Source organism: Bacillus pfraonensis (assembly GCF_050768835.1).
Taxonomy (GTDB): domain Bacteria; phylum Bacillota; class Bacilli; order Bacillales; family Bacillaceae_G; genus Bacillus_A; species Bacillus_A pfraonensis.
The window spans coordinates 111,759-135,469 of record NZ_JAHCDO010000002.1; the positions used below are offsets into that span (position 1 = coordinate 111,759).

General features: G+C 36.3%; 22 protein-coding genes, 2 other RNA genes and 2 riboswitches. Of the genes, 18 read left to right on the forward strand and 6 right to left on the reverse strand.

Annotated features, from left to right (window positions below; genetic code table 11):
• Positions 1–105 precede the first annotated feature (105 nt).
• The 5 genes from KFD70_RS01805 (at position 106) to KFD70_RS01825 (ending at position 5,910) form a co-directional block, all read left to right on the forward strand.
• Positions 106–1,245, forward strand: coding sequence for a THUMP domain-containing class I SAM-dependent RNA methyltransferase (locus KFD70_RS01805; RefSeq protein WP_336451806.1), 1,140 nt, complete (start codon positions 106–108; stop codon positions 1,243–1,245).
• A 62-nt stretch (positions 1,246–1,307) separates the two neighbouring features.
• Complete coding sequence (locus KFD70_RS01810) at positions 1,308–1,493, forward strand: DUF3921 domain-containing protein (RefSeq protein WP_336451807.1); 186 nt, start codon at positions 1,308–1,310, stop codon at positions 1,491–1,493.
• A gap of 135 nt (positions 1,494–1,628) precedes the next feature.
• Complete coding sequence (locus tag KFD70_RS01815; protein WP_336451808.1) at positions 1,629–3,566, forward strand: ATP-dependent DNA helicase; 1,938 nt, start codon at positions 1,629–1,631, stop codon at positions 3,564–3,566.
• 251 nt (positions 3,567–3,817) lie between these two features.
• On the forward strand, positions 3,818–5,335 hold the full coding sequence (locus tag KFD70_RS01820; protein WP_336451809.1) for a carboxypeptidase M32: 1,518 nt from the start codon (positions 3,818–3,820) through the stop codon (positions 5,333–5,335).
• An 83-nt stretch (positions 5,336–5,418) separates the two neighbouring features.
• Positions 5,419–5,910 carry a GNAT family N-acetyltransferase gene (locus KFD70_RS01825; RefSeq protein ID WP_336451810.1) on the forward strand — a complete coding sequence of 164 codons (492 nt, stop codon included), beginning with the start codon at positions 5,419–5,421 and terminating at the stop codon, positions 5,908–5,910.
• A gap of 41 nt (positions 5,911–5,951) precedes the next feature.
• On the opposite strand, the gene KFD70_RS01830 is transcribed toward KFD70_RS01825, so the two are convergent.
• The 3 genes from KFD70_RS01830 to KFD70_RS01840 are packed head-to-tail and all read right to left on the reverse strand — an operon-like array spanning position 5,952 to position 8,247.
• Entirely contained in the window at positions 5,952–7,601 is a 1,650-nt protein-coding gene (locus KFD70_RS01830) for a b(o/a)3-type cytochrome-c oxidase subunit 1 (RefSeq protein WP_336451811.1), read from the reverse strand.
• Entirely contained in the window at positions 7,598–8,071 is a 474-nt protein-coding gene (locus KFD70_RS01835; RefSeq protein ID WP_336451812.1) for a cytochrome c oxidase subunit II, read from the reverse strand. The genes KFD70_RS01830 and KFD70_RS01835 overlap by 4 nt, the downstream gene beginning before the upstream one ends.
• Before the next feature lie 29 nt (positions 8,072–8,100).
• A complete protein-coding gene (locus KFD70_RS01840; protein ID WP_336451813.1) occupies positions 8,101–8,247 on the reverse strand; it encodes a cytochrome c oxidase subunit 2A in 147 nt (48 codons plus the stop codon).
• 298 nt (positions 8,248–8,545) lie between these two features.
• Between KFD70_RS01840 and KFD70_RS01845 the strand changes: the two genes are divergently transcribed.
• The 3 genes from KFD70_RS01845 to pbuX all read left to right on the forward strand — a co-directional run bounded on the left by KFD70_RS01845 (position 8,546) and on the right by pbuX (position 11,544).
• Positions 8,546–9,292 carry a type I methionyl aminopeptidase gene (locus KFD70_RS01845; RefSeq protein WP_336451814.1) on the forward strand — a complete coding sequence of 249 codons (747 nt, stop codon included), beginning with the start codon at positions 8,546–8,548 and terminating at the stop codon, positions 9,290–9,292.
• A 126-nt stretch (positions 9,293–9,418) separates the two neighbouring features.
• Positions 9,419–9,520, forward strand: a riboswitch (purine riboswitch).
• 105 nt (positions 9,521–9,625) lie between these two features.
• Positions 9,626–10,219, forward strand: a complete 594-nt coding sequence (locus KFD70_RS01850) for a xanthine phosphoribosyltransferase (RefSeq protein ID WP_336451815.1) — start codon at positions 9,626–9,628, stop codon at positions 10,217–10,219.
• A 2-nt stretch (positions 10,220–10,221) separates the two neighbouring features.
• Positions 10,222–11,544 (forward strand): xanthine permease PbuX, encoded by a 1,323-nt coding sequence (gene pbuX / locus KFD70_RS01855; protein WP_336451816.1) that lies wholly within the window; start codon positions 10,222–10,224, stop codon positions 11,542–11,544.
• Between the two features lie 17 nt (positions 11,545–11,561).
• On the opposite strand, the gene KFD70_RS01860 is transcribed toward pbuX, so the two are convergent.
• Entirely contained in the window at positions 11,562–12,725 is a 1,164-nt protein-coding gene (locus KFD70_RS01860; RefSeq protein WP_336451817.1) for a DUF418 domain-containing protein, read from the reverse strand.
• 490 nt (positions 12,726–13,215) lie between these two features.
• On the opposite strand from KFD70_RS01860, the gene KFD70_RS01865 reads away from it, so the two are divergent.
• Positions 13,216–16,872, forward strand: coding sequence for a dynamin family protein (locus tag KFD70_RS01865; RefSeq protein ID WP_336451818.1), 3,657 nt, complete (start codon positions 13,216–13,218; stop codon positions 16,870–16,872).
• Positions 16,873–16,878: 6 nt separating this feature from the next.
• Here the strand turns inward: KFD70_RS01865 and KFD70_RS01870 are convergent, their stop codons facing one another.
• Positions 16,879–17,133, reverse strand: a complete 255-nt coding sequence (locus KFD70_RS01870; RefSeq protein WP_000369734.1) for a DUF3931 domain-containing protein — start codon at positions 17,131–17,133, stop codon at positions 16,879–16,881.
• Positions 17,134–17,204: 71 nt separating this feature from the next.
• Between KFD70_RS01870 and KFD70_RS01875 the strand changes: the two genes are divergently transcribed.
• The 5 genes from KFD70_RS01875 to ssrS (KFD70_RS01895) all read left to right on the forward strand — a co-directional run bounded on the left by KFD70_RS01875 (position 17,205) and on the right by ssrS (KFD70_RS01895) (position 19,329).
• A complete protein-coding gene (locus KFD70_RS01875) occupies positions 17,205–17,660 on the forward strand; it encodes a GNAT family N-acetyltransferase (protein WP_336451819.1) in 456 nt (151 codons plus the stop codon).
• 57 nt (positions 17,661–17,717) lie between these two features.
• Entirely contained in the window at positions 17,718–17,990 is a 273-nt protein-coding gene (locus KFD70_RS01880) for a DUF2533 family protein (RefSeq protein WP_336451820.1), read from the forward strand.
• A gap of 2 nt (positions 17,991–17,992) precedes the next feature.
• Positions 17,993–18,826: a sulfurtransferase gene (locus KFD70_RS01885; RefSeq protein WP_336451821.1), complete on the forward strand. Its 834-nt coding sequence runs from the start codon at positions 17,993–17,995 to the stop codon at positions 18,824–18,826.
• Between the two features lie 115 nt (positions 18,827–18,941).
• A non-coding RNA gene (gene ssrS, locus KFD70_RS01890) (6S RNA) lies at positions 18,942–19,124 on the forward strand.
• Between the two features lie 21 nt (positions 19,125–19,145).
• Positions 19,146–19,329, forward strand: a non-coding RNA gene (gene ssrS, locus KFD70_RS01895) — 6S RNA.
• Between the two features lie 417 nt (positions 19,330–19,746).
• Here ssrS (KFD70_RS01895) and KFD70_RS01900 read toward each other — a convergent pair.
• Entirely contained in the window at positions 19,747–20,196 is a 450-nt protein-coding gene (locus tag KFD70_RS01900; protein ID WP_336451822.1) for a hypothetical protein, read from the reverse strand.
• Positions 20,197–20,278: 82 nt separating this feature from the next.
• Between KFD70_RS01900 and KFD70_RS01905 the strand changes: the two genes are divergently transcribed.
• The 4 genes from KFD70_RS01905 to KFD70_RS01920 all read left to right on the forward strand — a co-directional run bounded on the left by KFD70_RS01905 (position 20,279) and on the right by KFD70_RS01920 (position 23,640).
• The gene (locus tag KFD70_RS01905; RefSeq protein ID WP_336451823.1) at positions 20,279–20,590 is read left to right on the forward strand and encodes a hypothetical protein; all 312 of its coding nucleotides are present in this window, start codon (positions 20,279–20,281) and stop codon (positions 20,588–20,590) included.
• A 3-nt stretch (positions 20,591–20,593) separates the two neighbouring features.
• Positions 20,594–21,826 carry a glutathionylspermidine synthase family protein gene (locus KFD70_RS01910; protein ID WP_336451824.1) on the forward strand — a complete coding sequence of 411 codons (1,233 nt, stop codon included), beginning with the start codon at positions 20,594–20,596 and terminating at the stop codon, positions 21,824–21,826.
• Positions 21,823–22,209, forward strand: coding sequence for a DUF350 domain-containing protein (locus tag KFD70_RS01915; RefSeq protein WP_336451825.1), 387 nt, complete (start codon positions 21,823–21,825; stop codon positions 22,207–22,209). The genes KFD70_RS01910 and KFD70_RS01915 overlap by 4 nt, the downstream gene beginning before the upstream one ends.
• Positions 22,210–22,364: 155 nt before the next feature.
• A riboswitch (M-box (ykoK) riboswitch) is annotated at positions 22,365–22,528 on the forward strand.
• Between the two features lie 380 nt (positions 22,529–22,908).
• A complete protein-coding gene (locus KFD70_RS01920) occupies positions 22,909–23,640 on the forward strand; it encodes a P-type ATPase actuator domain-containing protein (protein WP_336451826.1) in 732 nt (243 codons plus the stop codon).
• Positions 23,641–23,711 lie beyond the last annotated feature (71 nt).

A 23,711-nucleotide genomic window follows, 5' to 3' on the forward strand; every position in this document is an offset into this window, starting at 1 on the left:
TTGTGAGTTAAAATGATTAATAAGAGAATTCTTCGTAATATTTCATAATTAATAGATAGAAAAACTATTAATTATTGTTTGATTATACATAAGAGGTGAATGCAAATGGGAAAAGTTACTTTAATTGCAACAGCAGCAATGGGAATCGAAGCTTTAGTTGCAAGAGAAGTTCGCGATCTTGGTTATGAGTGCCAAGTAGAAAACGGAAAAGTAACGTTTGAAGCGGATGCAAAGGCAATTTGTCGTACGAATTTATGGTTACGTACTGCGGATCGTGTAAAAATTAAAGTTGGTGAATTTAAGGCAACGACATTTGATGAGTTATTTGAAAAGACAAAGGCGCTAAATTGGGGAGACTATATTCCTGAAAATGGTGAGTTTCCTGTTATCGGAAAATCAATAAAATCAACATTATTTAGTGTGCCAGATTGTCAACGTATTGTAAAAAAGGCTGTTGTTGAAAAATTAAAATCAACGTATAAGCGTACAACTTGGTTTGAAGAAAACGGTCCTTTATTCCGCATTGAGATTGCAATGTTAAAGGATATTGCAACATTAACAATTGATGCGAGTGGCGTTGGGCTTCATAAACGTGGATACCGTGTGGATCAAGGGGAAGCACCTTTGAAAGAAACACTAGCTGCATCGTTAATTAAACTTACAAATTGGAAGCCAGATCGTCCGTTTGTTGATCCGTTTTGTGGTTCGGGAACAATTCCAATTGAAGCGGCACTAATTGGGCAGAATATTGCTCCTGGTTTTAACCGTGAGTTTGCATCTGATGAATGGGGCTGGATTGGTAAAGAAAATTGGCGTGAAGCTCGTCAGGAAGTAGAAGATTTAGCAAATTATGATCAGCCACTACAAATTATCGGATCAGATATTGATCACCGCATGATAAGAGTTGCGCAAGATAATGCGGATGAAGTTGGACTAGGGGATTTAATTTCATTTAAACAAATGCAAGTAAAAGATTTTACAACAAAAGAGGAATATGGTTATGTTGTAACGAATCCTCCATACGGAGAACGTTTAAGTGAAAAAGCGCTTGTTGAAAAATTATATAAAGAAATGGGCGAAGTATTCCGTCCATTAGATACATGGTCTCTTTATTTATTAACAAGCTATGAAGCATTTGAAAAATGTTACGGAAAAGAAGCATCGAAAAAGCGTAAACTATTTAACGGCTTTATTCGTACGGATTATTATCAGTACTTTGGGAAGCGTCCACCTCGCAATTCATAGTATAAAACCTCTTTCCTGCGCATATACTGGCTATTATGTAATGTGCAAAAGGAGGAATCAATATGGATGGTTTTCAATTGTCAATGATTCAAAAGGCCATTCATCGTACGTATGATGAGCTAGGAAGAGAAATCGATCTTCAAGGTGCAGCAGCAGATGAAATTCAAAAGGCACAAGAAGAGTATTTATCTGCATTATCGTATGAAACGTTAATTGATAAGCGTTATTTAAAGTCATTAATAGAGTAAAAAAAGTTTTCCTTTGCATAAAGGAAAACTTTTTTCACGCATTTCTATGTATTACAACAGGGGAAAGCAACTGCTATTTAGAAATAGCAGTTGCTATATCTTTTTATAGAAAAACTTTTTGGTTGGAGGCTGAGGATGTTTACTGAGAAGAGATTACCATTTGAAGTAGGGAAACAAGATAATTTTTATGATAAGTTGAATGAGTGGATTGGAGATGTATTTTACGATATCCTCCCGGAAAAAGGCTTTGAAGAACGTGATGAGCAAATTTTTATGGCATTCCAATTAGAACGCGCGTTTCAAGAGAAGAAAGTAATGTTCGCAGAGGCAGGCGTAGGAACGGGTAAAACGATCGTGTATCTTTTATATGCAATTTGCTATGCACGTTATACAGGGAAACCAGCTATTATTGCTTGTGCAGATGAAACATTAATCGAACAGCTTGTGAAAGAAGAAGGGGACATTGCGAAATTATCGGAAGCATTAGGATTATCTGTTGATGTACGTCTAGCAAAATCGATGGATAATTATTTATGTTTACGTAAACTAGAAGATGTGATGAGTGGACGAGCTCCAGAAGTCATTGAAGATGTATATTATGAATTGCCTCAGTTTGTATTTGATCATGGAACGATGCAAAACTTTACGCATTATGGTGATCGAAAAGAGTTTCCATTGTTAAATGATGAGGAATGGTCAAAGGTATCTTGGGATTATTTCCAAGACTGTTTCACATGTGATTCTCGTCATCGTTGTGGTCAAACACTTTCTCGTGAACATTACCGTAAAGCAGCAGATTTAATTATTTGCTCTCAAGACTTTTATATGGATCATATTTGGACATATGATGCTCGTAAGCGTGAAGGACAAATGCCACTTTTACCAGAAAGCAGTTGTGTTGTCTTTGATGAAGGGCATCTTGTTGAGTATGCAGCGCAAAAAGCACTAACGTATCGTTTAAAGCAAACGATGATGGAACAATTATTAACAAGATTATTACAAAATGATATTCGTGAAGAGTTTGCTCATTTAGTTGAAGAAACAATTTGGCAAACAGAGCGATTCTTTGATGTCTTGCAAGAGAATAAAAAAGAAATTGCTGGTTCAGATCGTCTAGAAATAACTGTGACAGAAAAAGTAACTGCTGAGGCGAAACGACTGTATGCGAAAATTGCAGAAGTTGGTGATGCATTAGTATTTGAAAGTGAAATGTATACAGTAAACACATACGATTTAAATATCGTTGACGAGCATTTAGATGTACTAGAGCATTCACTTCGTCTTTTCATGCATGAAAAAAATGTAATTACATGGGGAGAAGAAGGAGATGGTGCATTCACGTTAGTGATTATGCCGCGTGCAGTAGAAGAAGTACTACAGGAGAAAGTATTCTCGAAAAAAATCCCGTATATTTTCTCTTCTGCTACACTATCTGAAAATGATTCATTTGCCTTTACAGCAAATAGTTTAGGTGTAAAAGATTATTTATCATTCTCAGTAGCTTCTCCATTTGATTATGAAGAGCAAATGAAAGTGTATTTACCATCGTATAACCAGGAAAATGAATGGGAACGAAAATGCCAGTATACGCTTGAGAACATTCAAAAAACAAATGGGCGTACGCTTGTATTATTCCGTACTACACAAGAGCTTGCAGCATTTAAAGAATACGTGAATAAAGAGCAGATGTCCGTTCCGTTTTTATATGAAGGAGATCAAGAGATTAGCCAGCTTGTTTCACGTTTCCAAAATGAAGAAGAGACTGTACTTTGTGCTGTTCATTTATGGGAAGGTTTGGATATACCAGGTTCTTCATTATCACATGTAATCATTTGGTCACTTCCATTCCCTCCAAATGATCCTGTGTTTGAAGCGAAACGTAAGCACGTAAATGACCCGTTTTGGGATGTAGATGTACCATATATGATTTTACGTCTTCGTCAAGGAATTGGACGTTTAATTCGTACGAGTGAAGATAAAGGTGCTATTTCGTTATTCTTATCAGAGAATGAAAATGAAAAGGTTATTGAGGCTGTAAAGAAAGTACTTCCAGTAGAAGGTAAGGGATTGTAAAAGCTTAGCGTTTGCTAAGCTTTTTCTTTTTATCCCGCATTAACGGGCAGTAAGATCCCCATCTCAAGATTCGGAGAGAAACGAGGAAGATAGGTAAGGGATCAACTGCCCGTAAAAGCCCGATTGGTGAGAGCTAATAATCAGTGGGGGATGAAGAACCCCCCAATGATTAAAGTTTCACTTTATATGGAAAAGGACTTTATATCTTTATGTCGAAATATAGGTGAGGTAGAAAAAGGAGGCAATAAAATATGACAATCGCTACACATGAAGTAGAAAAAGAGTTTTTAGCACACGTGAAAAAGATAAATAATTATGGGGAAGCATTAAGCCTAATATTTTGGGATTTACGCACTGGAGCACCAAAACAAGGTGTGGATCAACGCTCTGAAGTAATAGGAATGCTTTCATCAGAGGTATTTTCATTATCAACTTCTGATGAGATGGGAAGATATTTAAAAGAATTAGAACAGTTAATTGTAGATAATAAAATTTCTGAAACAACGAAGAAAATTGTAGAAGAGTGCCGCAAAGAGTATGATCGAAATAAAAAAATTCCACAGGCCGAGTATGAAGAGTTTGTTAAATTACAAGCAAAATCAGAAAGTGTTTGGGGAGAAGCACGTGAAAAATCTGATTTTGAAATGTTTAGGCCATACTTAGAAAAAATTGTTGAATATAAGAAGAAATTTATTACATATTGGGGTTATGAAACGTATAAGTATAATACGCTTTTAGATCTGTATGAACCGGGTATTACAGTAGAAGTATTAGACCATGTGTTTGGACAACTACGTGAGCGTATTGTTCCGCTTGTAAAAGAAATTTCAGAGTCCAATAAAGGCTTAAAAACAAATGCCTTATTTGAACATTTTTCAAAAGAACAGCAAAAGAATTTTACTTTAGAGTTATTAAAACAATTAAATTATAACTTCGAGGCCGGGCGTCTAGACGAAACAATACACCCCTTCGAAATTACATTGAATAGAGGGGATGTTCGTATCACGACTCGTTATGACGAAAAGGATTTCCGTATGGCAGTATTCGGTACAATTCACGAATGTGGTCATGCTGTATATGAACAAAATATCTCACAAGAATTAGAAGGAACGCCACTTTGCAGTGGTACATCAATGGGGATTCATGAATCGCAATCACTATTCTTTGAAAACTTTATTGGACGTAATAAATCGTTCTGGAAGAAAAATTATGGGCTATTAAAACAATTTAGTGATGGGCAATTCGAAAATGTATCTGTAGACGAGTTCTATGATGCAATTAATGAATCAAAGCCTTCCTTTATACGTATTGAGGCAGATGAACTTACATATCCACTTCACGTTATGGTTCGTTATGAATTAGAAAAAGAATTATTTGATGGAACATTAGAAGTAAAAGACTTGCCAGCAGCGTGGAATGATAAGATGGAAAGTTATTTAGGTATCCGCCCAGAAACGGATGCACAAGGTGTGCTGCAAGATGTACATTGGTCAGATGGATCGTTTGGATATTTCCCATCGTATGCACTTGGTTATATGTATGCAGCGCAATTTAAACATAAGATGTTAGAAGAAATTCCTAACTTCGATGTATTGCTAGAAGACGGGAATGTGACGCCAATTCGTGAATGGTTGACAAAAAATATTCACCAATATGGCAAAACGAAAAAACCGTTAGAAATTTTAAAAGATGTAACAGGTGAAGGATTAAATGCAAATTATTTAGCTGATTATTTAGAGGCGAAATATAAAGAGATTTATGAATTGTAAACAGCAAAGGAGCTGCATATATGCAGCTCCTTTTTATGAATGAAAGTTTACCGTATATGTGCCTTAGATAAGGAGGAGTAAGGGTGAATTATGCTTTTGAAGTGATGACACAAGAGCAAGCAGAAGAAATTGCATATAATTGGCATTATGAGGGTCAGTACTCTTTTTATGATATGGAAGCGGATAAAGAAGATTTAGTGGAGTTTTTAGATCCTACAATACGCGCAGAAACGACTTTTGCTGTTAGTGAGAATAATCAGCTTATTGGATTTTTTAGTTTTACTAAAGTAGATATTCATACAGTGGATATTGGGCTTGGAATGAAACCAAAACTGACTGGAAATCGCTTAGGATTAGCATTTATAAAGGCAGGTCTAGCTTTTTGTGAAAAGAAGTATCAGCCGAAGTATATAACGTTATCAGTGGCAATATTTAATGAAAGAGCGATTAAAGTTTATAAGAAGGCAGGGTTTGAATCGGTGGGAACTTTTATTCAGGAGACAAATGGAAGTCACTTTGAATTTTTAAAAATGATGTATTCGATTTATGCCTACAGGTGCATGATGAATAAGTGATATTTGAAATAAAGCAGAGGAGATCTCCCTCTGCTTTTCAGTTACCATAACTTAAATCCTTTTGAACCAGGCGGAGCATTTTGAATCATATCAATAAACGGAATAGTATAAGCGAATAAAATAAGCAAAGCTGTAATACCAATCCAGAGTTTCCAATTATCGAAAACCATCGGTGTACGTTCAGATGCATCGGCTACTTTGCCGATTGGGAACTCAGTTTGTCCTTTTGGTGCGAAGAAGACTAGATCTACATAAATGATGATCGCAATTACAATGCCAACGAATAAAATGGATCCTCCGACTGCTTGAGCAATTTGGTATGGAATCCATTCGAGTGCTTGTTGTGAATTTCCGTAGGTAGAAAAAGCTGAGCGACGAGGTGCTCCGAGTAATCCAGCAAAGTGCATACCAGTAGACATGAAGAACATGCCTATCGCCCATACGCAAGTTTGAATCATAGCTAGTCGATTCATTTCTTTTGTCATAACGCGTCCTGTTAGATGTGGAATTAACCAGTAGGCGATTCCGAAAAATGTTAATACAACAGAGGTAGCCAATGTTAAATGAAAATGTCCCGTTACCCATACGGTATTATGAACAACTTGATTTAGTTGGTTGCTTGCATTAACAAGTCCGCCAGCACCAGCTGGTATGAACATAAGCATACCGACAAATGGGGCGAAAAATCTAGCATTTCCCCATGGAAGCATGCGAAGCCACCCAAATAGTCCAGTAGCTCCCTTTGATCGTCCAAATTGTTCAAAGGTTGCAAATAAGGAGAAGGCAGTCATTAAAGAAGGAATAACAACCAGAAATGTTAAGACAACTTGCAAGTATTTCCATTCAGGATCAATGCCTGGTTCTGTTAATTGGTGATGAAATCCTACAGGCATAGAAAATAGTAAAAATAAGATGAATGATAAACGGGCTAGTGAGTCACTGAAAATTTTACCGCCAATAATTTTCGGTATAATGACATACCAAGCCATATAGGCAGGAAGGAGCCAAAAATAAACGAGTGGATGGCCGAAGTACCAAAACAATGTTCGACTGACAAGGACATCGATTTTATCAACAAAGCCTAAGCTCCACGGGATAAATTGAATAAGTGCTGCAGCTGCAACGCCAAGTGTTGCAACAAGCCACAGTGCCATTGTTACAACAGCCATAAAGCTCAGCAACGGACCTATTTTTCCTTTGTTATGTTTTTTCCATGTACGATATTGAGCAAACATTGCAAATCCGCTGAACCAACTTCCAACAATAACAAGGGTAAGTCCAATGTAAAATCCAGGATGCGCTTTTAATGGAGCATAGAACGTATAGAGTACAGTTGCTTTATTAAGTAGGATGAAAATTGCAGTAATTGTCGTTCCAATTGTCATAAGCCAAAAACCAATCCAGCCTGTTTTTCGCACACCTTTTGAGAGGGTGCCAGTTGTTTTACTCATGCAAGCAAATAAAAAACCAATAATAAAGAACGTCGTTAATACAAGTCCGAGTAAAACACCATGTGTTGTTAACACTTGATAGTAGCCAATGCCAGCTGGTAAATTGAATTTCCCTGAACGAACGAGGACTTGTAGTAATCCGCATAATCCACCTAAAAATAGAGCAATAAATGCGATGTGAATATGAGCTATTGCTAATTTTGCATCTCGTTTACTTATTTTATCTTGCAGTGCAATCATTTTTCGGACACCTCAACTTTCGCGCTCATCATATGATGGCCAGTACCACAATATTCATTACAGACAATTAGATATTCTCCAGCTTTTTGGAAAACCTGTGAAGCTGTGCTTACATATCCTGGTTCAACCATCATATTAACGTTTGTACCTGCGATTTCAAATCCATGTACAACATCTTTTGTCGCAACGACAAAATCAACTTTTGCCCCCTTTGGTACTTTAATTGTATTTGGTGTGAAAGAGAAAGCTTGTGAGACAATCGTCACCTGATAATGATTTTTTCCAACTTGTTTAACGCCAGGTTGATCAAATGGTGCGGTTGCCTGAACCTTTTCTGGGTCAATTATAGTTAAACAACTTGGCGGTTTGTTTCCCATATAAAAAGCGCTAATTCCTAAAATAGCTAAAAATACGAACAGTGAGCCGACACCGAAAATGAGCCAAATTTTTTCGTATTTATGTAAGTGCATATCCCCATCTCCCTTTTCAAAACTATATATTATAGCCGATTAACAAAAATCTGATAGACGCTAAACCACATGAAAATAATGAAAAAACCAACAAAAAAAACAGAGATTAAAGTTCCTTTTAACGAGTTTTTTTCATTACTTTCGTTTTCTGGCTGATGTAATTTATGTTCGCCCATAATAACCCTCCTTGGATAAATGAAATCTTACATTTTTATAATACAAAAAATTTAGATAATTTAACTGCGTTCGAATATGCTTTCAAAAAGTGTTCATTAATACAATAAAAACTATGTCTATAATGAGAACTTGAAAAGTCACGACTTCTTACAAGTTTTGGTATGTGAATTTGTGAAGAAAATGTGAAATGATAACTCTTTTGAAATTCCTGGGAAGATGTGTATGATTGAATTTGGATAACTTATATCGAGGGGAGTGTAAAGCCCGTGGATAGAGGGATAAAGGAGGAGAGATTTAATGATAACGATAAAAACGAAAAAAGAAATAGATTTGATGCGTGAATCTGGGAAGTTGCTAGCTTCGTGTCATCGAGAAATTGCAAAGATGATAAAGGCGGGTATTACTACACTAGAAATTGATACATTTGTTGAAATGTATTTAGAAAAATATGGTGCATCGCCTAAGCAAAAAGGATATAACGATTATCCATATGCAATATGTGCGTCTGTGAACGATGAAATGTGTCATGGTTTTCCAACTAATCAACCGTTACATGCAGGAGATATTGTTACGATTGATATGGTAGTGAACTTAAATGGTGCGCTTGCTGATTCTGCGTGGACTTATAAAGTAGGAGATATTTCTAATGAGGCAGAAAAGTTACTACTAGTAACAGAAAATACTTTATATAAAGGGATTGAGCAAGCGATAGTTGGAAATCGTGTAGGAGATATTGGATATGCGATTGAAAGCTACGTAACCTCAGAAGGATTTTCTGTGGCAAGGGATTTTACAGGGCATGGAATTGGGAAGGAAATTCATGAGGAACCTGCAATTTTTCATTTTGGAAAGCCAGGTCAAGGACCGGAACTACAAGAAGGAATGGTTATAACGATTGAGCCCATTGTAAATGTAGGGATGCGATATTCAAAAGTAGATGTGAACGGATGGACTGCAAGAACAATGGATGGAAAGCTGTCAGCACAATACGAACATACGATAGCAATCACAAAGGATGGACCAGTCATTTTAACGACTCTTTAGCAGGAGAATATAAAATGTAAGAGTTTTCAAAACTCGAACGAAAAAGATATTTTTATAAAATTTGTACGTGTTTTTTATTAGAAATGCTTTTCAAAATAAAAAAAGTGCGTTATAATCCATCTATAAAATAAATAGGTTAGCTACACTCATATAATCGCGGGGATATGGCCTGCAAGTTTCTACCGAAGTACCGTAAATGCTTTGACTATGAGTGAGGACGAATATATTGCTGGTTTAGCATTCTTTTTTGCGAAGCTCCAAAAGCGCGTCTCTCACTTGTAACGAGTGGTGGCGGCTTTTGGAGTTTTTTATTGCATAAGAGGAGGAACAAACATGAAAGTATTACAAGAAAAGATTTTAAATGAAGGAACGGTTTTATCTGGTGATGTATTAAAGGTAGATGCATTTTTAAATCATCAAATTGATCCAGTACTTATGCAAGAAATCGGAAAAGAGTTTGCACAGCGTTTTAAAGAAGAGAACATTACAAAAATCGTTACGATTGAATCTTCAGGAATTGCGCCAGCAGTTATGGCAGCTTTAGAGCTTGGTGTAAAAGTAATCTTTGCAAGAAAGCGTAAATCGTTAACGTTACAAGATAATATGTATGTGGCGAAAGTATACTCATTTACAAAACAAGAAACGAATGAAATTTCATTATCTAGAAATCATATCCATGAAAATGATCGTGTCTTAATCATTGATGACTTTTTAGCAAATGGTCAGGCTGCTTTAGGCTTAATGAGTTTAGTAGAGCAAGCTGGAGCAAGTATTGCAGGAATTGGTATTGTCATTGAAAAAGCATTTCAAGATGGAGGAAAGAAGCTACGTGAGAGCGGTGTTCGTGTAGAATCACTTGCAGAAATTGCATCACTTGATAACGGTACGGTTACATTTGTTGAGCATGAGACTGCGGAGGTGAAATAGCCATGAAGCAGCACCCATTTAAAATCGCATCCCTTGGCATGCAGCATATGCTTGCGATGTATGCAGGAGCAATCATTGTTCCGCTTATCGTTGGCGGGGGACTTGGCTTAAATCAACGAGAATTAACATACTTAGTATCTATCGATTTATTAATGTGTGGTGTCGCAACGATTTTACAAGCTTTATCGAATCGCTTTTTTGGAATTGGCCTTCCTGTTGTACTCGGTTGTACATTTACAGCAGTTGGACCGATGATCGCAATCGGTAAACAGTACGGTGTTTCTTCCATATATGGAGCAATTATTGCAGCCGGATTGTTCGTTGTTATTTTTGCAAAACTATTTGGGAAGCTCGTGAAACTATTCCCGCCTGTTGTAACGGGTTCTGTTGTTACAGTTATTGGGGTTACATTAGTTCCGGCAGCGATTAATGATATGGCTGGGGGCGTAGGTAGTAAAGATTTTGGTAGTATTGAGAACTTAGCATTAGCATTCGGTGTATTACTATTTATTATCATTATGTATCGTTTCTTTGATGGTTTTATCCGTTCTATTTCTATTTTACTCGGTCTCTTATTTGGTACGATTGTGGCAGCATTTATGGGGAAAGTAAGTTTACAAGCGGTTGGAGAAGCAGATTGGTTTCATGGAATTCAGCCGTTTTACTTCGGTACACCAACATTTGAATTAACACCGATAATTACGATGATTCTTGTTGCTTGCGTTGGGATTGTAGAAGCAACTGGTGTGTATTTTGCTTTATCGGATATTTGTAATAAAAAGATTGGTGAAAAAGAGCTAACAAAAGGTTACCGTGCTGAAGGGTTAGCGATGATTTTAGGTGGTATTTTTAATGCCTTTCCGTATACGACGTATTCTCAAAACGTCGGTCTTGTTCAATTAACAGGTGTACGAAATCGCGTTATCATTTATACTTGCGGTGGTATGTTAATCGTACTTGGTTTTATTCCGAAAATTGCCGCTATCACAACGATTATTCCAAAACCGGTGCTTGGTGGTGCTATGCTAGCGATGTTTGGTATGGTTATGGCATATGGTATTAAGATGTTAAGCAGTGTAGACTTTGCAAAACAAGAAAATTTACTAATTGTAGCATGCTCCGTTGGTATTGGACTTGGCGTAACAGTCGTTCCAACGTTATTTTCTCAGCTTCCAGAAAGTATCCGTATTTTAACAGATAACGGAATCGTGCTTGGAAGTGCGTCAGCTGTACTTTTAAATATTGTATTTAATATGGTTCCAGAGCGTAAAGTGAAAGAAAAAGAAGAGCAAGTTCCAGTACAAAGTGCTGTAAGGCAAGCGTAAGGAAAAGGAAGGTCTCGTCATGAGACCTTCCTTTTCTTTTTGATTGGCATCAATTTTCCATATGTACCAAGGCGCCAAATGTATTCAAGTGGGCCATACTGATAATGAGAGAGCCACCAGCGGCTAATAAAGATTTGTAGTGTATAAAAACTAATACAAAATAGCGGGCCTATCCATAATGGAACCGGTAAATAATTTTTGAAAAATAGACCGAACACAATCAATGTAATTACTGTGTGTGAAATGTAGTTTGTTAGTGCCATTCGTCCTACATATTGAAAGGGCTGTAATAATTTTTGCCATTGTTCCTTTTGTAATAAACGCATAAGTGTGAAAATGTAAAAGATAAATAAAGTTTTTCCACTAAACATTGTAAAACCACTCATGTAGATTGGTTCATACGGCTGTTTTGTTACAAAGTAACGAATCATAAAGAACCACATTGGAAGTGTTAGGATAAACATAATGATTTGCCACTTTTTTAGTTTGGAATCTAATTCTTTTGCTCGGCGGAAAATGTCTTTTTTACCAGCGTATAAGCCGAGTAAGAATAAACCAACTGTTTCTGGAAGCATCGAAATGTTTAACCCAATGGATTCAGAATAAAAGGCATGCAAGCGATCTTGTACTTGTATGCTCCAATTTTCTAATGGCATAATGGGTAGAGAAGAAGCTAGTTCTTCTATTGGTACAAAAGCGATCATGATGCTAACTAATAACATAAACAGTTGGAAAAGACTTAATAGAATCAATGAACATACTAAAATGGTATGTGGTTGTCTTTTGTAAAATAATAATAAGAAAAACCCCGCAATTGCATAGCTATGTAAAATATCACCATCCCATAAAAGGGCGTAATGCAAGAAGCCGAATAATAATAAAATGAGAAGTCGACGAATGAATAATGTTTTTGGATGATCTGTTTTCGCTTCAGCACGCTGCATAAAAATGAAAAAGCCTAATCCAAACAAAAATGAAAAAATAGTATAAAATTTTGTTTGAATAAACATGTCATAAAATAGGCGGATATAGCTGTCTATTCCTTCATAACTTCCTGTAATGTCACGAGAATCAACACCAGCAATAACGGGCCAGTTAACGAGAAAAATACCGAATACAGCAATTCCCCTAATAATATCAATAGAATGAATCCTCTCGCCTTGTGAAATGTTTTGCGTCATCGTTTACCTCCTTTAAGTCAATCTCTTTTATTATACAATAATGGAAGGAAGAGGAGATAAGGATATTTCCAATTTTTGAAACTGTTAAGATGTTTGTTATGAGATATAATAAGAGTGCACAGCAAGTTTTTCACTCCTTTAAAACAGGTAGTAGAGAAGTTCCTTATTTTCAAGGAGCTTCTTTTTTAGAAATTAATATTGATAATGATTCTCTTTAATGATAAAATGTACCCAAAAGTGATAATCATTATCAAAAAGGTTGGTGTGCTAAATATGGTATATGCATTAGTGGCAGGAACAGTTGCTGTGTATGCTGTCGTTACAAAATATGTGTTAAATGAAGTCGAAGCAACAAAATGAACAAACTTACATAGAATCCCTTTCATCTGTAAAAAGAATGAAAGGGATTTTTTTATTTTTAATGAGAATATCCTGAAAATTTAGTATGATAATAGGGTATATACATCTTGGAATAGAGGGGAACAAGGGGATGACAAACATAGTACAGACAAACAGTATGAAAAAACTTGTTTGTTTTTATGAAGAATGGCAGAAACATGGTGACGCGGAGAATAGCTTGAAATTGTTTGAAGTGATTCAAAAATATAAGGAAGAACAGCTTATGATTGCCTTTTGCGGTCATTTTTCTGCTGGAAAATCGACAATGATGAACCACTTATATAAAGCGCAGCTATTGCCAACAAGTCCGATTCCGACAAGTGCAAACGTTGTTAAAATTGAAAAGGGAGCGGACCGTGTTGTTGTAACGGTGAAATCTGGAGAACATTACGAATATGACGGTGCATACTCAGCGGAAGAGTTGAAGCAGCTTTGTAAAAATGGTGATGAAGTAATAGGTGTTCACATTTATCGAAATGATGCACCGATTCCTGATGGTGTTATGCTTGTTGATACACCTGGAATTGATTCAACAGATGATGCGCATCAATTAGCGACAGAATCAACACTCCATCTTGCAGATGTTATTTTTTACATGATGGACTATAACCATGTCCAATCGGAAGTGAATTTGCAATTCGTGAAAGAATTGAAGCAGCGTAATAAGACGGTTTATCTTGTTATCAATCAAATTGATAAACATAAGGAAAGAGAGTTATCATTTGAGGATTACAAGAAAAGCGTGAGCCAATCCTTCTCTAACTGGGATATTGAAGTAGACGGCATTTTTTATACTTCTTTACGAATGATGAATCATCCATATAATGAAATTCAAAGGTTAGAGAATTTACTTTCTTCTATTATGGAAGAGCGTGAGAAATATGTGGAAAATGGTATGGAAAGAGAAACAGAATACTTATTACAAGAGCATTTTTCATTCGTTCTTTCAGAAAATGAAAAACAATTAATGCCCTATCAAAAAGAATTAGCATCATCTTTATCACTTGAAGATGTAATGGAAAAGAAAGAAGAGCTTATTGAAAATAAACGACGCGTGGCTAGTAAAGAATCGGACGTGAAAAATGAATTTATAAAAGGATTGCAAGCGATATTAGATAACGCTTACTTAATGCCATTTGAAATGCGGGAGTTAGCAAATCAATATTTAGAAACAAAATTAACAAAATTTAAAGTTGGTTTGCTATTTGCAAAAGGGAAAACAGAACAAGAAAAACAAAGGCGTTTAGATGCATTTTATTCGGCGCTAGGGAAGACTGTTGAAACGCAGCTTGATTTTCATGTGAAAGAGTTTATTGTGGCTTTCTTAAAAGATGAAGAGATGTTTACAGAAAAAGTTGGGAAAGACATATATGCACTGCAAATTTCTTTTGGTCCTGAATTATTAGCAGAAACTATTAAGCAAGGTGCAGGGTTTACAGGAGATTATTTGCTTCTTTATACAGCTGATGTTGCGAATGAGCTAAAGAAAAGATACTTTATGAAAGCGCAGCAAATCTTCGAAAAAAGTACGAGCGTTTTACAGAAAAAAATGGAGAAAGAGATTGTTTATATTGAACAGGAAATTGAACAGTATACTCTGTTACAGACTGCAAAGGAAACAAAATTACAATACATTAAGGCGTATGATGAATACGAAAATTATTTACAAAGTATTTGGAGCGAACATGTACCAGTGCCAGATGGATTGCAAGTAGAACAAGTATTGCAAGGTAAGAAGCTGGTTGTAAATGAGAAATTCACATTACAAGAACAAGAGATACAAAGCGACAGCATTTCTTACAATGAAGAAAATATAAAAACAACGGCAACATTAAATATCCAGCGTATATTAGAACAAGTAAAAGATGCGGAAATGGTACTAGAACCTCTGCAGGCACTTAAACATTTGCATCAAGAAGTTGTAGGGAAAAGAAAGCGTGTTGAAACGAAACAATTTACAGTAGCTTTATTTGGAGCTTTTAGTGCCGGGAAATCATCATTTGCAAATGCGCTACTTGGTGCGAATGTACTTCCAGTATCACCTAATCCAACCACGGCGACAATTAATCAAATTTTACCGATTACAGAAGATAAACCTCATGGTACAGTAATTGTTCAGTTTAAATCGCAGCAAGCGCTATTAGAAGATATGAAAGCAGTTTATAAAATGTTTCATTATGAAATTGAGACATTTGAAGAAGCGTTATCACAAATAGATACGATCCTAAAATATCCATCACCTAGCGGAAAACAAAAAACAACGTTTAGTTTTTTACGTGCGGTACAGAGAGGATATCCAGTGGTTTCTAATCATTTGGGAGAACAAGTACAAGTTACGTTAGAAGAGTTCTCGGATTATGTAGCGAACGAAGAAAAATCGTGTTTTGTTGAATATATGGAACTGTACTACGATTGTGCTTTAACGAGACAAGGCGTTGCGCTTGTTGATACACCAGGAGCAGATTCTATTAATGCTCGGCATACGGACGTTGCATTCCAATATATTAAAAATGCTGATGCGATTTTATTTGTAACGTACTACAACCATGTCTTTTCAAGAGCGGATCGTGAATTTTTAATTCAGCTTGGTCGCGTGAAAGATACATTTGCGCTTGATAAAATGTTTTTCTTAATTAATGCAGCAGACTTAGCACAGTCTGAGGAGGAACTTGAAATGGTAAAAGGATATATTGCAGATCAGCTTCTGCAATACGGTATCCGAAATCCACGTTTATTTGCAATTTCGAGTTTATGTGCGCTTGAAGAGAAACAAGGAAAGAGTATAGCAAAAGAAAAGTACGGGATTTTGAAAAATTCGGGAATTACAAAGTTTGAAGAGTCATTTACATCCTTTATGATGCGCGATTTAATGCTTGTATCTGTTCATTCGTTATATCGTGCACTACAAAGCGCAGATCAGCTTCTTACAAATATGATACAAGGAGCGAAGCAAGGGAATGATGAAAAAGAAAAGCAAATAAAAAAATATGAAGCAGAACGTGAGCAGCTACTTCATATTATTTCATCGTATAGTGTACTTGCAGAAGAACAGGCAATGCAAAATGAAGTGAAAGAACTGTTATATTATGTAGAGCAGCGTCTCTTTTTACGTTATAACGATGTGTTTACTGAATTTATTAATCCTGCCTCCCTTCGAACGGATGGGAATGTGAAAATGAAGCTACAAGAATGTCTTATGGAACTTGTCTCCTTCATTCAGCATGATTTATTACAAGAAATGCGTGCAACGTCACTACGTCTTGAAAAATGGATGGATGAAGCGATGCAGCGAGCAAAGGATGAAATTGCAGTAAAATGTAAGTTGGAAAATGAATCTGTTTCTCTAAATGGGACAGCTGATTATGAATACCAGGTTATTACACATAAAGAGCCATTTCCTTCCATAGAAGGAAAACATTTTAAAAAGGCATTATCTCATTTCAAAAATGAGAAAAGCTTCTTTGAAAAAAATGATAAAGCAGCGATGCAAGAAGATACGAAAGAGTCGCTTGAACCTGTCGTATCTCAATATGTAGCAGATGAAGAAAAGTTATTTATTCATCATTATAAAAAAGAATGGGAAGTAAAATGGGACTTATTCCGAACAGTGATGCAGCAAGATGTTGGGCAGTATTACGAAAGTATATTATTTGCTTTAGCAGAGACGATTGATGTGTCGCTATATGAACAAAGTAAGGAACAATTACGGAAACAGTTAACAGCAATCGAAAAGGAAATTCAGATTTGATAAGCTCTATGAAAAAAAGATTCGTTCAATTTTCTTTTGCAGTACAGCATCCAGTGATTTTACGAATCCTGCAAATTCATCTGTAGAAATCATATGGGTAAGAACTAAGCGTCTACCATCCGGTGTTTCACCGCATAAGACGAACGAAGAAAATTCATATGTTTTTCCATCTACAACTAATTTTGGGTGGGAATATGTTCCGTTTTTCTTTTTCTTTCCATCAATCGAGATGACGTTGCACTTTTTCTCATTGTTGTCCATGGTGAATCCCTCCTTTGTATTACTTATGGTAGACAAGGAGGGTTTAGAACAAGAGAGAAAGGGGAATTTTTATGGGAATTGTAATAGAACGTATTTCTAAAGAGGTAGCACCTAAATCATTATTATTGCTCGCTGATCCAAGTGAGGAGCAGATTCATTCATATTTGAACCGCGGTCTTATCTATGTTGCAAAAGAGGAAGAAAAGATTGTAGGAATATATGTATTGCTTGAAACAAGACCACAAACAATGGAAATTATGAATATTGCTATTTTAGAAGAGCTACAAGGAAAAGGGATTGGCAAGCAGTTGGTACAACATGCAATTCAAATCGCGAAGAAATCTCATATGCATACACTTGAAATAGGGACAGGAAATTCTAGTGTTTCACAGCTTGCTTTGTATCAAAAATGTGGTTTTCGTATTTTTTCTATTGATTTTGATTACTTTTCAAAGCATTATGAAGAAGAGATTATTGAAAATGGAATTGTATGTCGTGATATGATTCGACTTACAATGGAACTCTAGTTGTTTTTTATGCAGCTACTTGGCAAGAAATTATAAATTATTTAGGGGGAAGAGAAGATGGAAGTGCATAAAGCAATTACAGCACATTCTCGTAAACAAAATGAAATTGTAACAACATTTTTACAACTAGAAGCACAGCGTGAAGCGGCAATTGAAGCGGCAGTAGCACTTGCGTCGAATGGAAAACATTTTTCAGTAGATGCAATTAACATGGTAACGAAGCAAATTAATGATCTTGCTAAACGAGGTGTTGCACCGCAACGTAAAATTGTAACAGAAGATATGATTATGGAGTATGTAGGTCGCCTGCAAGAGAAAGAAGGTCGTTAAGTATGATTGTTACAGTCGGATGGTTACGTGATCACATAGAAGATGAGCATGTCCGCATCGTCGATTGTCGTTTTGACTTAGCTAATCCAAATTGGGGAAGAGAAGAGTATGAGAAAGAACATATTCCTCATGCATTATATTTTGATTTGAATCTTGATTTATCAAGTCCTGTTACCGAGCATGGTGGCCGTCATCCACTTCCAGCTATTCAGGATTTTGCTGAAAAGCTTTCTCAAGCTGGTATTGATGAACATACGAAGGTTGTTGCATACGACAGTCAAGCTGGTGCGATGGCTTCGCGTTTATGGTGGCTATTAACATATGTAGGTCATCAAAAAGTATATGTATTAAATGGTGGTTTCCCAGCATGGAGAGAATCCGATTTATCTACAACGGCAGCAGTGCCAACTATTGAACGGAAAACATTCATTCCGAATATACAAGACAGCATGCTTGTAACAATGGAAGATGTGAAAGAAAAAATCCGTATAAATGCAGATATTACGCTAATCGACTCTAGAGAGCCGAAGCGTTATGCTGGTGCTGAAGAATCTGTCGATCCGAAAGCTGGTCACATTCCGACAGCAGAAAACTATTTTTGGAAAGATGGCATCACGGCGGAAGGTCAGTTTAAAAATCAAGATGAGCAAGAGGAGCGGTTCCACCACCTTAATAAAGAGAAAGAAACAATCGTCTATTGCGGATCGGGTGTAACAGCATGTCCGAATATACTAGCGTTACAAACAGCTGGTTTTCGTAACGTGAAGTTATATGCTGGGAGCTGGAGTGATTGGATTTCTTATCCAGAAAACCAAATTGTAAAAGAAGTACAGTAACCTCTTGCATGCAAAAATATTTTGTATTAAAATAAGGTCACAAGCAAGAAATTACTTCAAAACATTACATTTTACACATTGCATGCAATGTGATAAGATAACGACAAGTAAATAAAACATCCTGCGGTGTACGTAACTTATTTATGTCTAAAACCGATGTTAGTTATACGGAAGCTCAACATTTAGCAACCATCATCAAGCCTTCCTTGTGGAGGAAGATGTACGGTAGCTGTGAGGGCATCCACCTGCGAGTAGCGGGTTTTTGGACATTTACGAGGGACGGCACGTGCGGGGGTCTTATTTCAACTAACATTATATAAAATTCCTACGGTGTACGTAGCTTATGTATGTCTTAAACCAATGAGTATAATACGGAAGTTCAATATCTAAATGTAAACAGCCTGCCATCTTTTTAAGAAGGAAGCTGAAAGCATTTATGAGGACATCCACCTGTGAGAGCAGGTTTATGGACATCTAGAGAGAACGGCATGTGTGGGGCTATATAAAAACCTTACGTTTTATACGTAAGGTTTTTTATTGTAGGGAACTTTTTTCGGTATGCTAGAAAGTGATTGGAATTTCATTGTGCAAAAAGCATAAAAATATTAGAAATCAAATGAAACTCCACATGATGGGAGTTTCATTTAATTGTTATCCCGCTATTTTAGGACAGTAAGACTCCCAACTCAAAATTGAGCGGAAGCAATGTCCAGCTCTAGCGGCTAGAATCTCCGGTCGTTTCGCCCCCCTCGGACGAGGCAAAAAGCGCCTCTCTGTCTAGAGTTCCAACGTCCTGCAATTCTGAGCGAGCCACTTCCGCTTTTCTAAAAAGTTAGGTGGGAGATTAATTGTACGGAAAAGCCCGATTCGTGAGGGCTAATAATCAGTGGGGGGATGAAGCTACTGATTAAAGTTTCACTTTATCTGTGTTCACCTGTAAAATTCCCATAATAAACATAGCATTTTCGATCTTCATCAAGCTCTCTGGAATCTAAGGTGAATTCCATAAATATTCCGTCTTTTTGAACGTACAAAATATCTGAATGGAGATACGTTAAGATCTCGTCATGGTTCCATACATCTTTACTTTCTATTAAAATCGAATTTGCTCCTTGTAATTCTCTAATCTCAAAACCTATATGGGAATATGTAGGTTCTGAAGGGTCATCGAAGAACGTTTCCTTTTGCACATATAATACTGCTGTTCTATCGGGATCCATCGCGGTCGCTGTTACGACATATGTATCCCCTTCTTTAATAAAGTACTCACAAGTCATCCTTGCGACAGCTTCAGACACAGAAATATCGGCATAGTTCCATAGGGCAGGATATTGTTTCGCTTCATCATTGAGTCGATATTCTAACCGCAATTGTAATCCCTCTTTCTTTTTCTTCTACTTTATCATGAATTCTTTTATAATAAAAATATAATATACAAAGGGGCGTTGGAAAGTGACAAAAACCAAATGGTTAGTAACAGGTGTACTTACATCTTTAGTGGCCGGTGCTTTATCTGGCTGTACAGAAGATCTTCCTCCAAAACCAAAAGATAAGAGTTGTGCAGATTGGGATTGGGATGATGAGCTGGGTGTTTGGCGATGCGATGACAGCCATTCAAGTTATCATGGTAGTTATTATTACGGTGGTAGATATTATCAAAATAAATCAACCTTCAAAAATTCTTCTGAATTTAAGTCCCATCAAGCTTCATCTAATTTTAAAGGGGGAATTGGAAGCGGTTCAAAGGGCGGATTTGGAGGTTAGATTATGTCGTGTTACATAAAGAAACGAAATCAATTTTATTCAAGGTTTCCCCAATTTTGGTCTGATTTATACGGGAGTGAGTACAGCCTTTTTCATGTTTTTGAGATATCAGAACAAACTATTCAAGCTTTGCAGTTAGCAACAGAACGAATGGGAAAAGTATTTTTTAAGACTGCTAGGCTGCTTCGGACTTTGTCTGACGCCCAACTTCTTGAACTTGGCTTTCCATCTTCAAGTCTGCCTTTTATCAGAATGAAATCTTTATTTCCTGAATCTGTTATTTCACGTTTTGATTTTGTGATGACAGATAGTGGTATCAAAATGCTTGAGTTTAATAGTGATACACCGACTTTTATCATGGAATGTTTTCAAATCAATGGAGAGGTCTGCAAAGAATTAGAGTATCATGACCCAAACGAGAATCAGGAACGCCTTCTCTCTTCTGGCATCACAAAAGCTGTGATGGAAGCATCTAAAGGGATAGAAAGACCAAACGTTGTCTTTACAGCCCATCATGAACATATAGAAGATTGGAATACGACTCGGTATTTGAGTCAGCTATGTCAGGTTAGTAACAAAGTGGTGTCAATGTCAGAACTTAGAATTACTGAAGGGGCTTTACTGGACGAAGATGGTGTGCCAATTGATGTTTTGTATCGCCAGACATATCCTATTGAACATTTAGTAGAGGACAGGGATCCAAAAAACGGAGATTTTGTAGGGATTGAGTTACTACAACTTGTAAAGGAAGGGAAACTCTTTATTATAAATCCAATGTCATCTTTTCTACTGCAGCCGAAATCGGTTCAATGTCTCATTTGGGGATTAGTGGAGGCAGGTGCTTTTTATACAAATGAGGAACAACAATGGATTAAAGAATACATGCTCCCTACTTACTTAGAACCAGATCTGTTTTTAGGAAAAAATTCTTTTGTTCAAAAACCTTCGTTCGGTAGAGAAGGCGACACAGTTACAATTCGTGATAAAGATATCAAAATTATTGATCAAAATTCATATCAAACATATAAAAGAGAGCTTCCTGTATTTCAAAAGTATACAAAGCTTCCAGTTGTTTCTCTTGAGACTGAAAAAGGGAATGAGGAGTTATCGTATGTATTTGGATCATTTTTAATTGCTGGAAAACCAAGTAGTATTGGTATACGTGCAGGTGCAAGAATTACGGGGAATGAATCTTATTATTTACCTGTAGGAATTAAAAAGGAGGATTATAAATGATAAATTTCTTACTTTATTTAGGGGTTTCAATCGGTCTTTTATGTATCGGTCTTTTTCTTATGGAAGTAACAACAAAAGTGAAGGAATTTTCGTTAATGGCGAAAGGGAATAAAGCAGCAAGCTACACACTTGGAGGAAGACTTCTTGGTCTTGCTATTGTTTTGTATTCAACTGCTGCTCATTCTGTTTCATTAATGGATATGGTTTTATGGGGAGCGATTGGAGTATTAGCGCAAATTATTGTGTTTTATTTAGCTGAATGGTGCACGCCGCGCTTTAATATCAACCAAAGTATTGAAGAAGATAACCAGGGTGTTGGACTTTTCCTTATGTTTTTATCAATTTCTATTGGCGTCGTAATTGCTGGGTGCTTAACATATTGAAAAACCTTACGTTTTATACGTAAGGTTTTTATTTTTCATTCGTTAATCCATCTGAGACGTAATCAATAAGTTTATCCATTACTTTAGGGGAAAGTTTGAATTCAAACTGTTGACATCTATTTTAAATAGGAGTAACATTTTCTTTATAATAAAAAATAAGTCTCTGTTAGGTGAGGCTCCTGTATAGAGAAATGCTACTGCCCAAAAATGTCGAGAGACGCCAATGGGTCAACAGGAATGATCGAATTAAGGTTTTTCTTAACGTAGCTGGTAATGTACCTATGCTATACAGTGCTAAAACTCGGCGAGGGAGAGGTTCGCAGATTTCTATGTTGATTAGGAATCGCTTATTTATGTATGTAAAGACCTTTACTCGCTTATGAGTAGAGGTCTTTTTGTTAACAAGCTATGGTAATTTTCATAGTATAAGTATGGACTAAAAAATGAAAGAGGAGGTGAGGAGCATGTCAAATTCTGACTCGGTTCCGTTACCCATATACTTCGAAACAAAAATATATGATGTAGGCAGGAAACGACTTGTTCCTCCCCCTATATTTATCATAAGATAACGTTCATCTTTATTGTTGTAAGTTGAACGCGGAACACTTTAACAGGGTGTATAAATACATGAATTGTTAAAGTGAGATAAATTGAGAAACAAAGCGTTTCTTCCTATGTTGTAAAGGAGGAGACGATAATATGTTATATGTAAATAAACTTGTGGGTAACATGTCTCATAAACAAAGTAAAAGAATGATGAAAGAACAATCTATGTTAAAACAAAATAAAGATTTGTTAATTGAAATTGCAACAAGAGATGTGAAGTCTGTATTTGCTTATTTTAAAACAACAAGAGAGGGTCTTTCTATTAAAGAAGCACAGAAACGCATTCATGTATACGGGAAAAATGAATTATCTTCAAAACGAGCAATTCTTTCTGATGTAATGATGAAATTAGGCGGAATGATCCCTAGATTTGCAAAGCAACGTGTTCATCATGAAAACCAGTGTGAGATTGTAACGGTTACGGTTTCTAGAGTAGAAGGGTGTACCACTACGGGGATAAATAGTGAATCAAAAATAATGAAGCTTCCCGTTGAGGAGCTAGTTCCAGGGGATATGGTTTTTCTTTCAGCAGGTGATACAGTTCCAGCTGATGTACGGATTATTTATGCAGAAGATTTGTTAGTAAATGAATCGGTGTTAACAGGGAAAGAAACAAATGTAGAGAAATTTGAAAGCTGTTATCATCTTGAACGCAAACGTTTTATTCCATTAAAACGAATGAAAGACTACAATCCACTTCAACTTGAAAATGTATGTTTTAAAGGTACACATGTTGTAAACGGAACTGCGAAGGCTGTGGTCGTTTCAACAGGCAAAAATACGTATTCGGGATTGCTTCATACATGCTGTAACCAAACATCTTGAGCTGTTAATGGTGCTAAATATATGAAAACATTGTATAATAGATAAAGTTGAATAGAAACGTAGAATGGTAA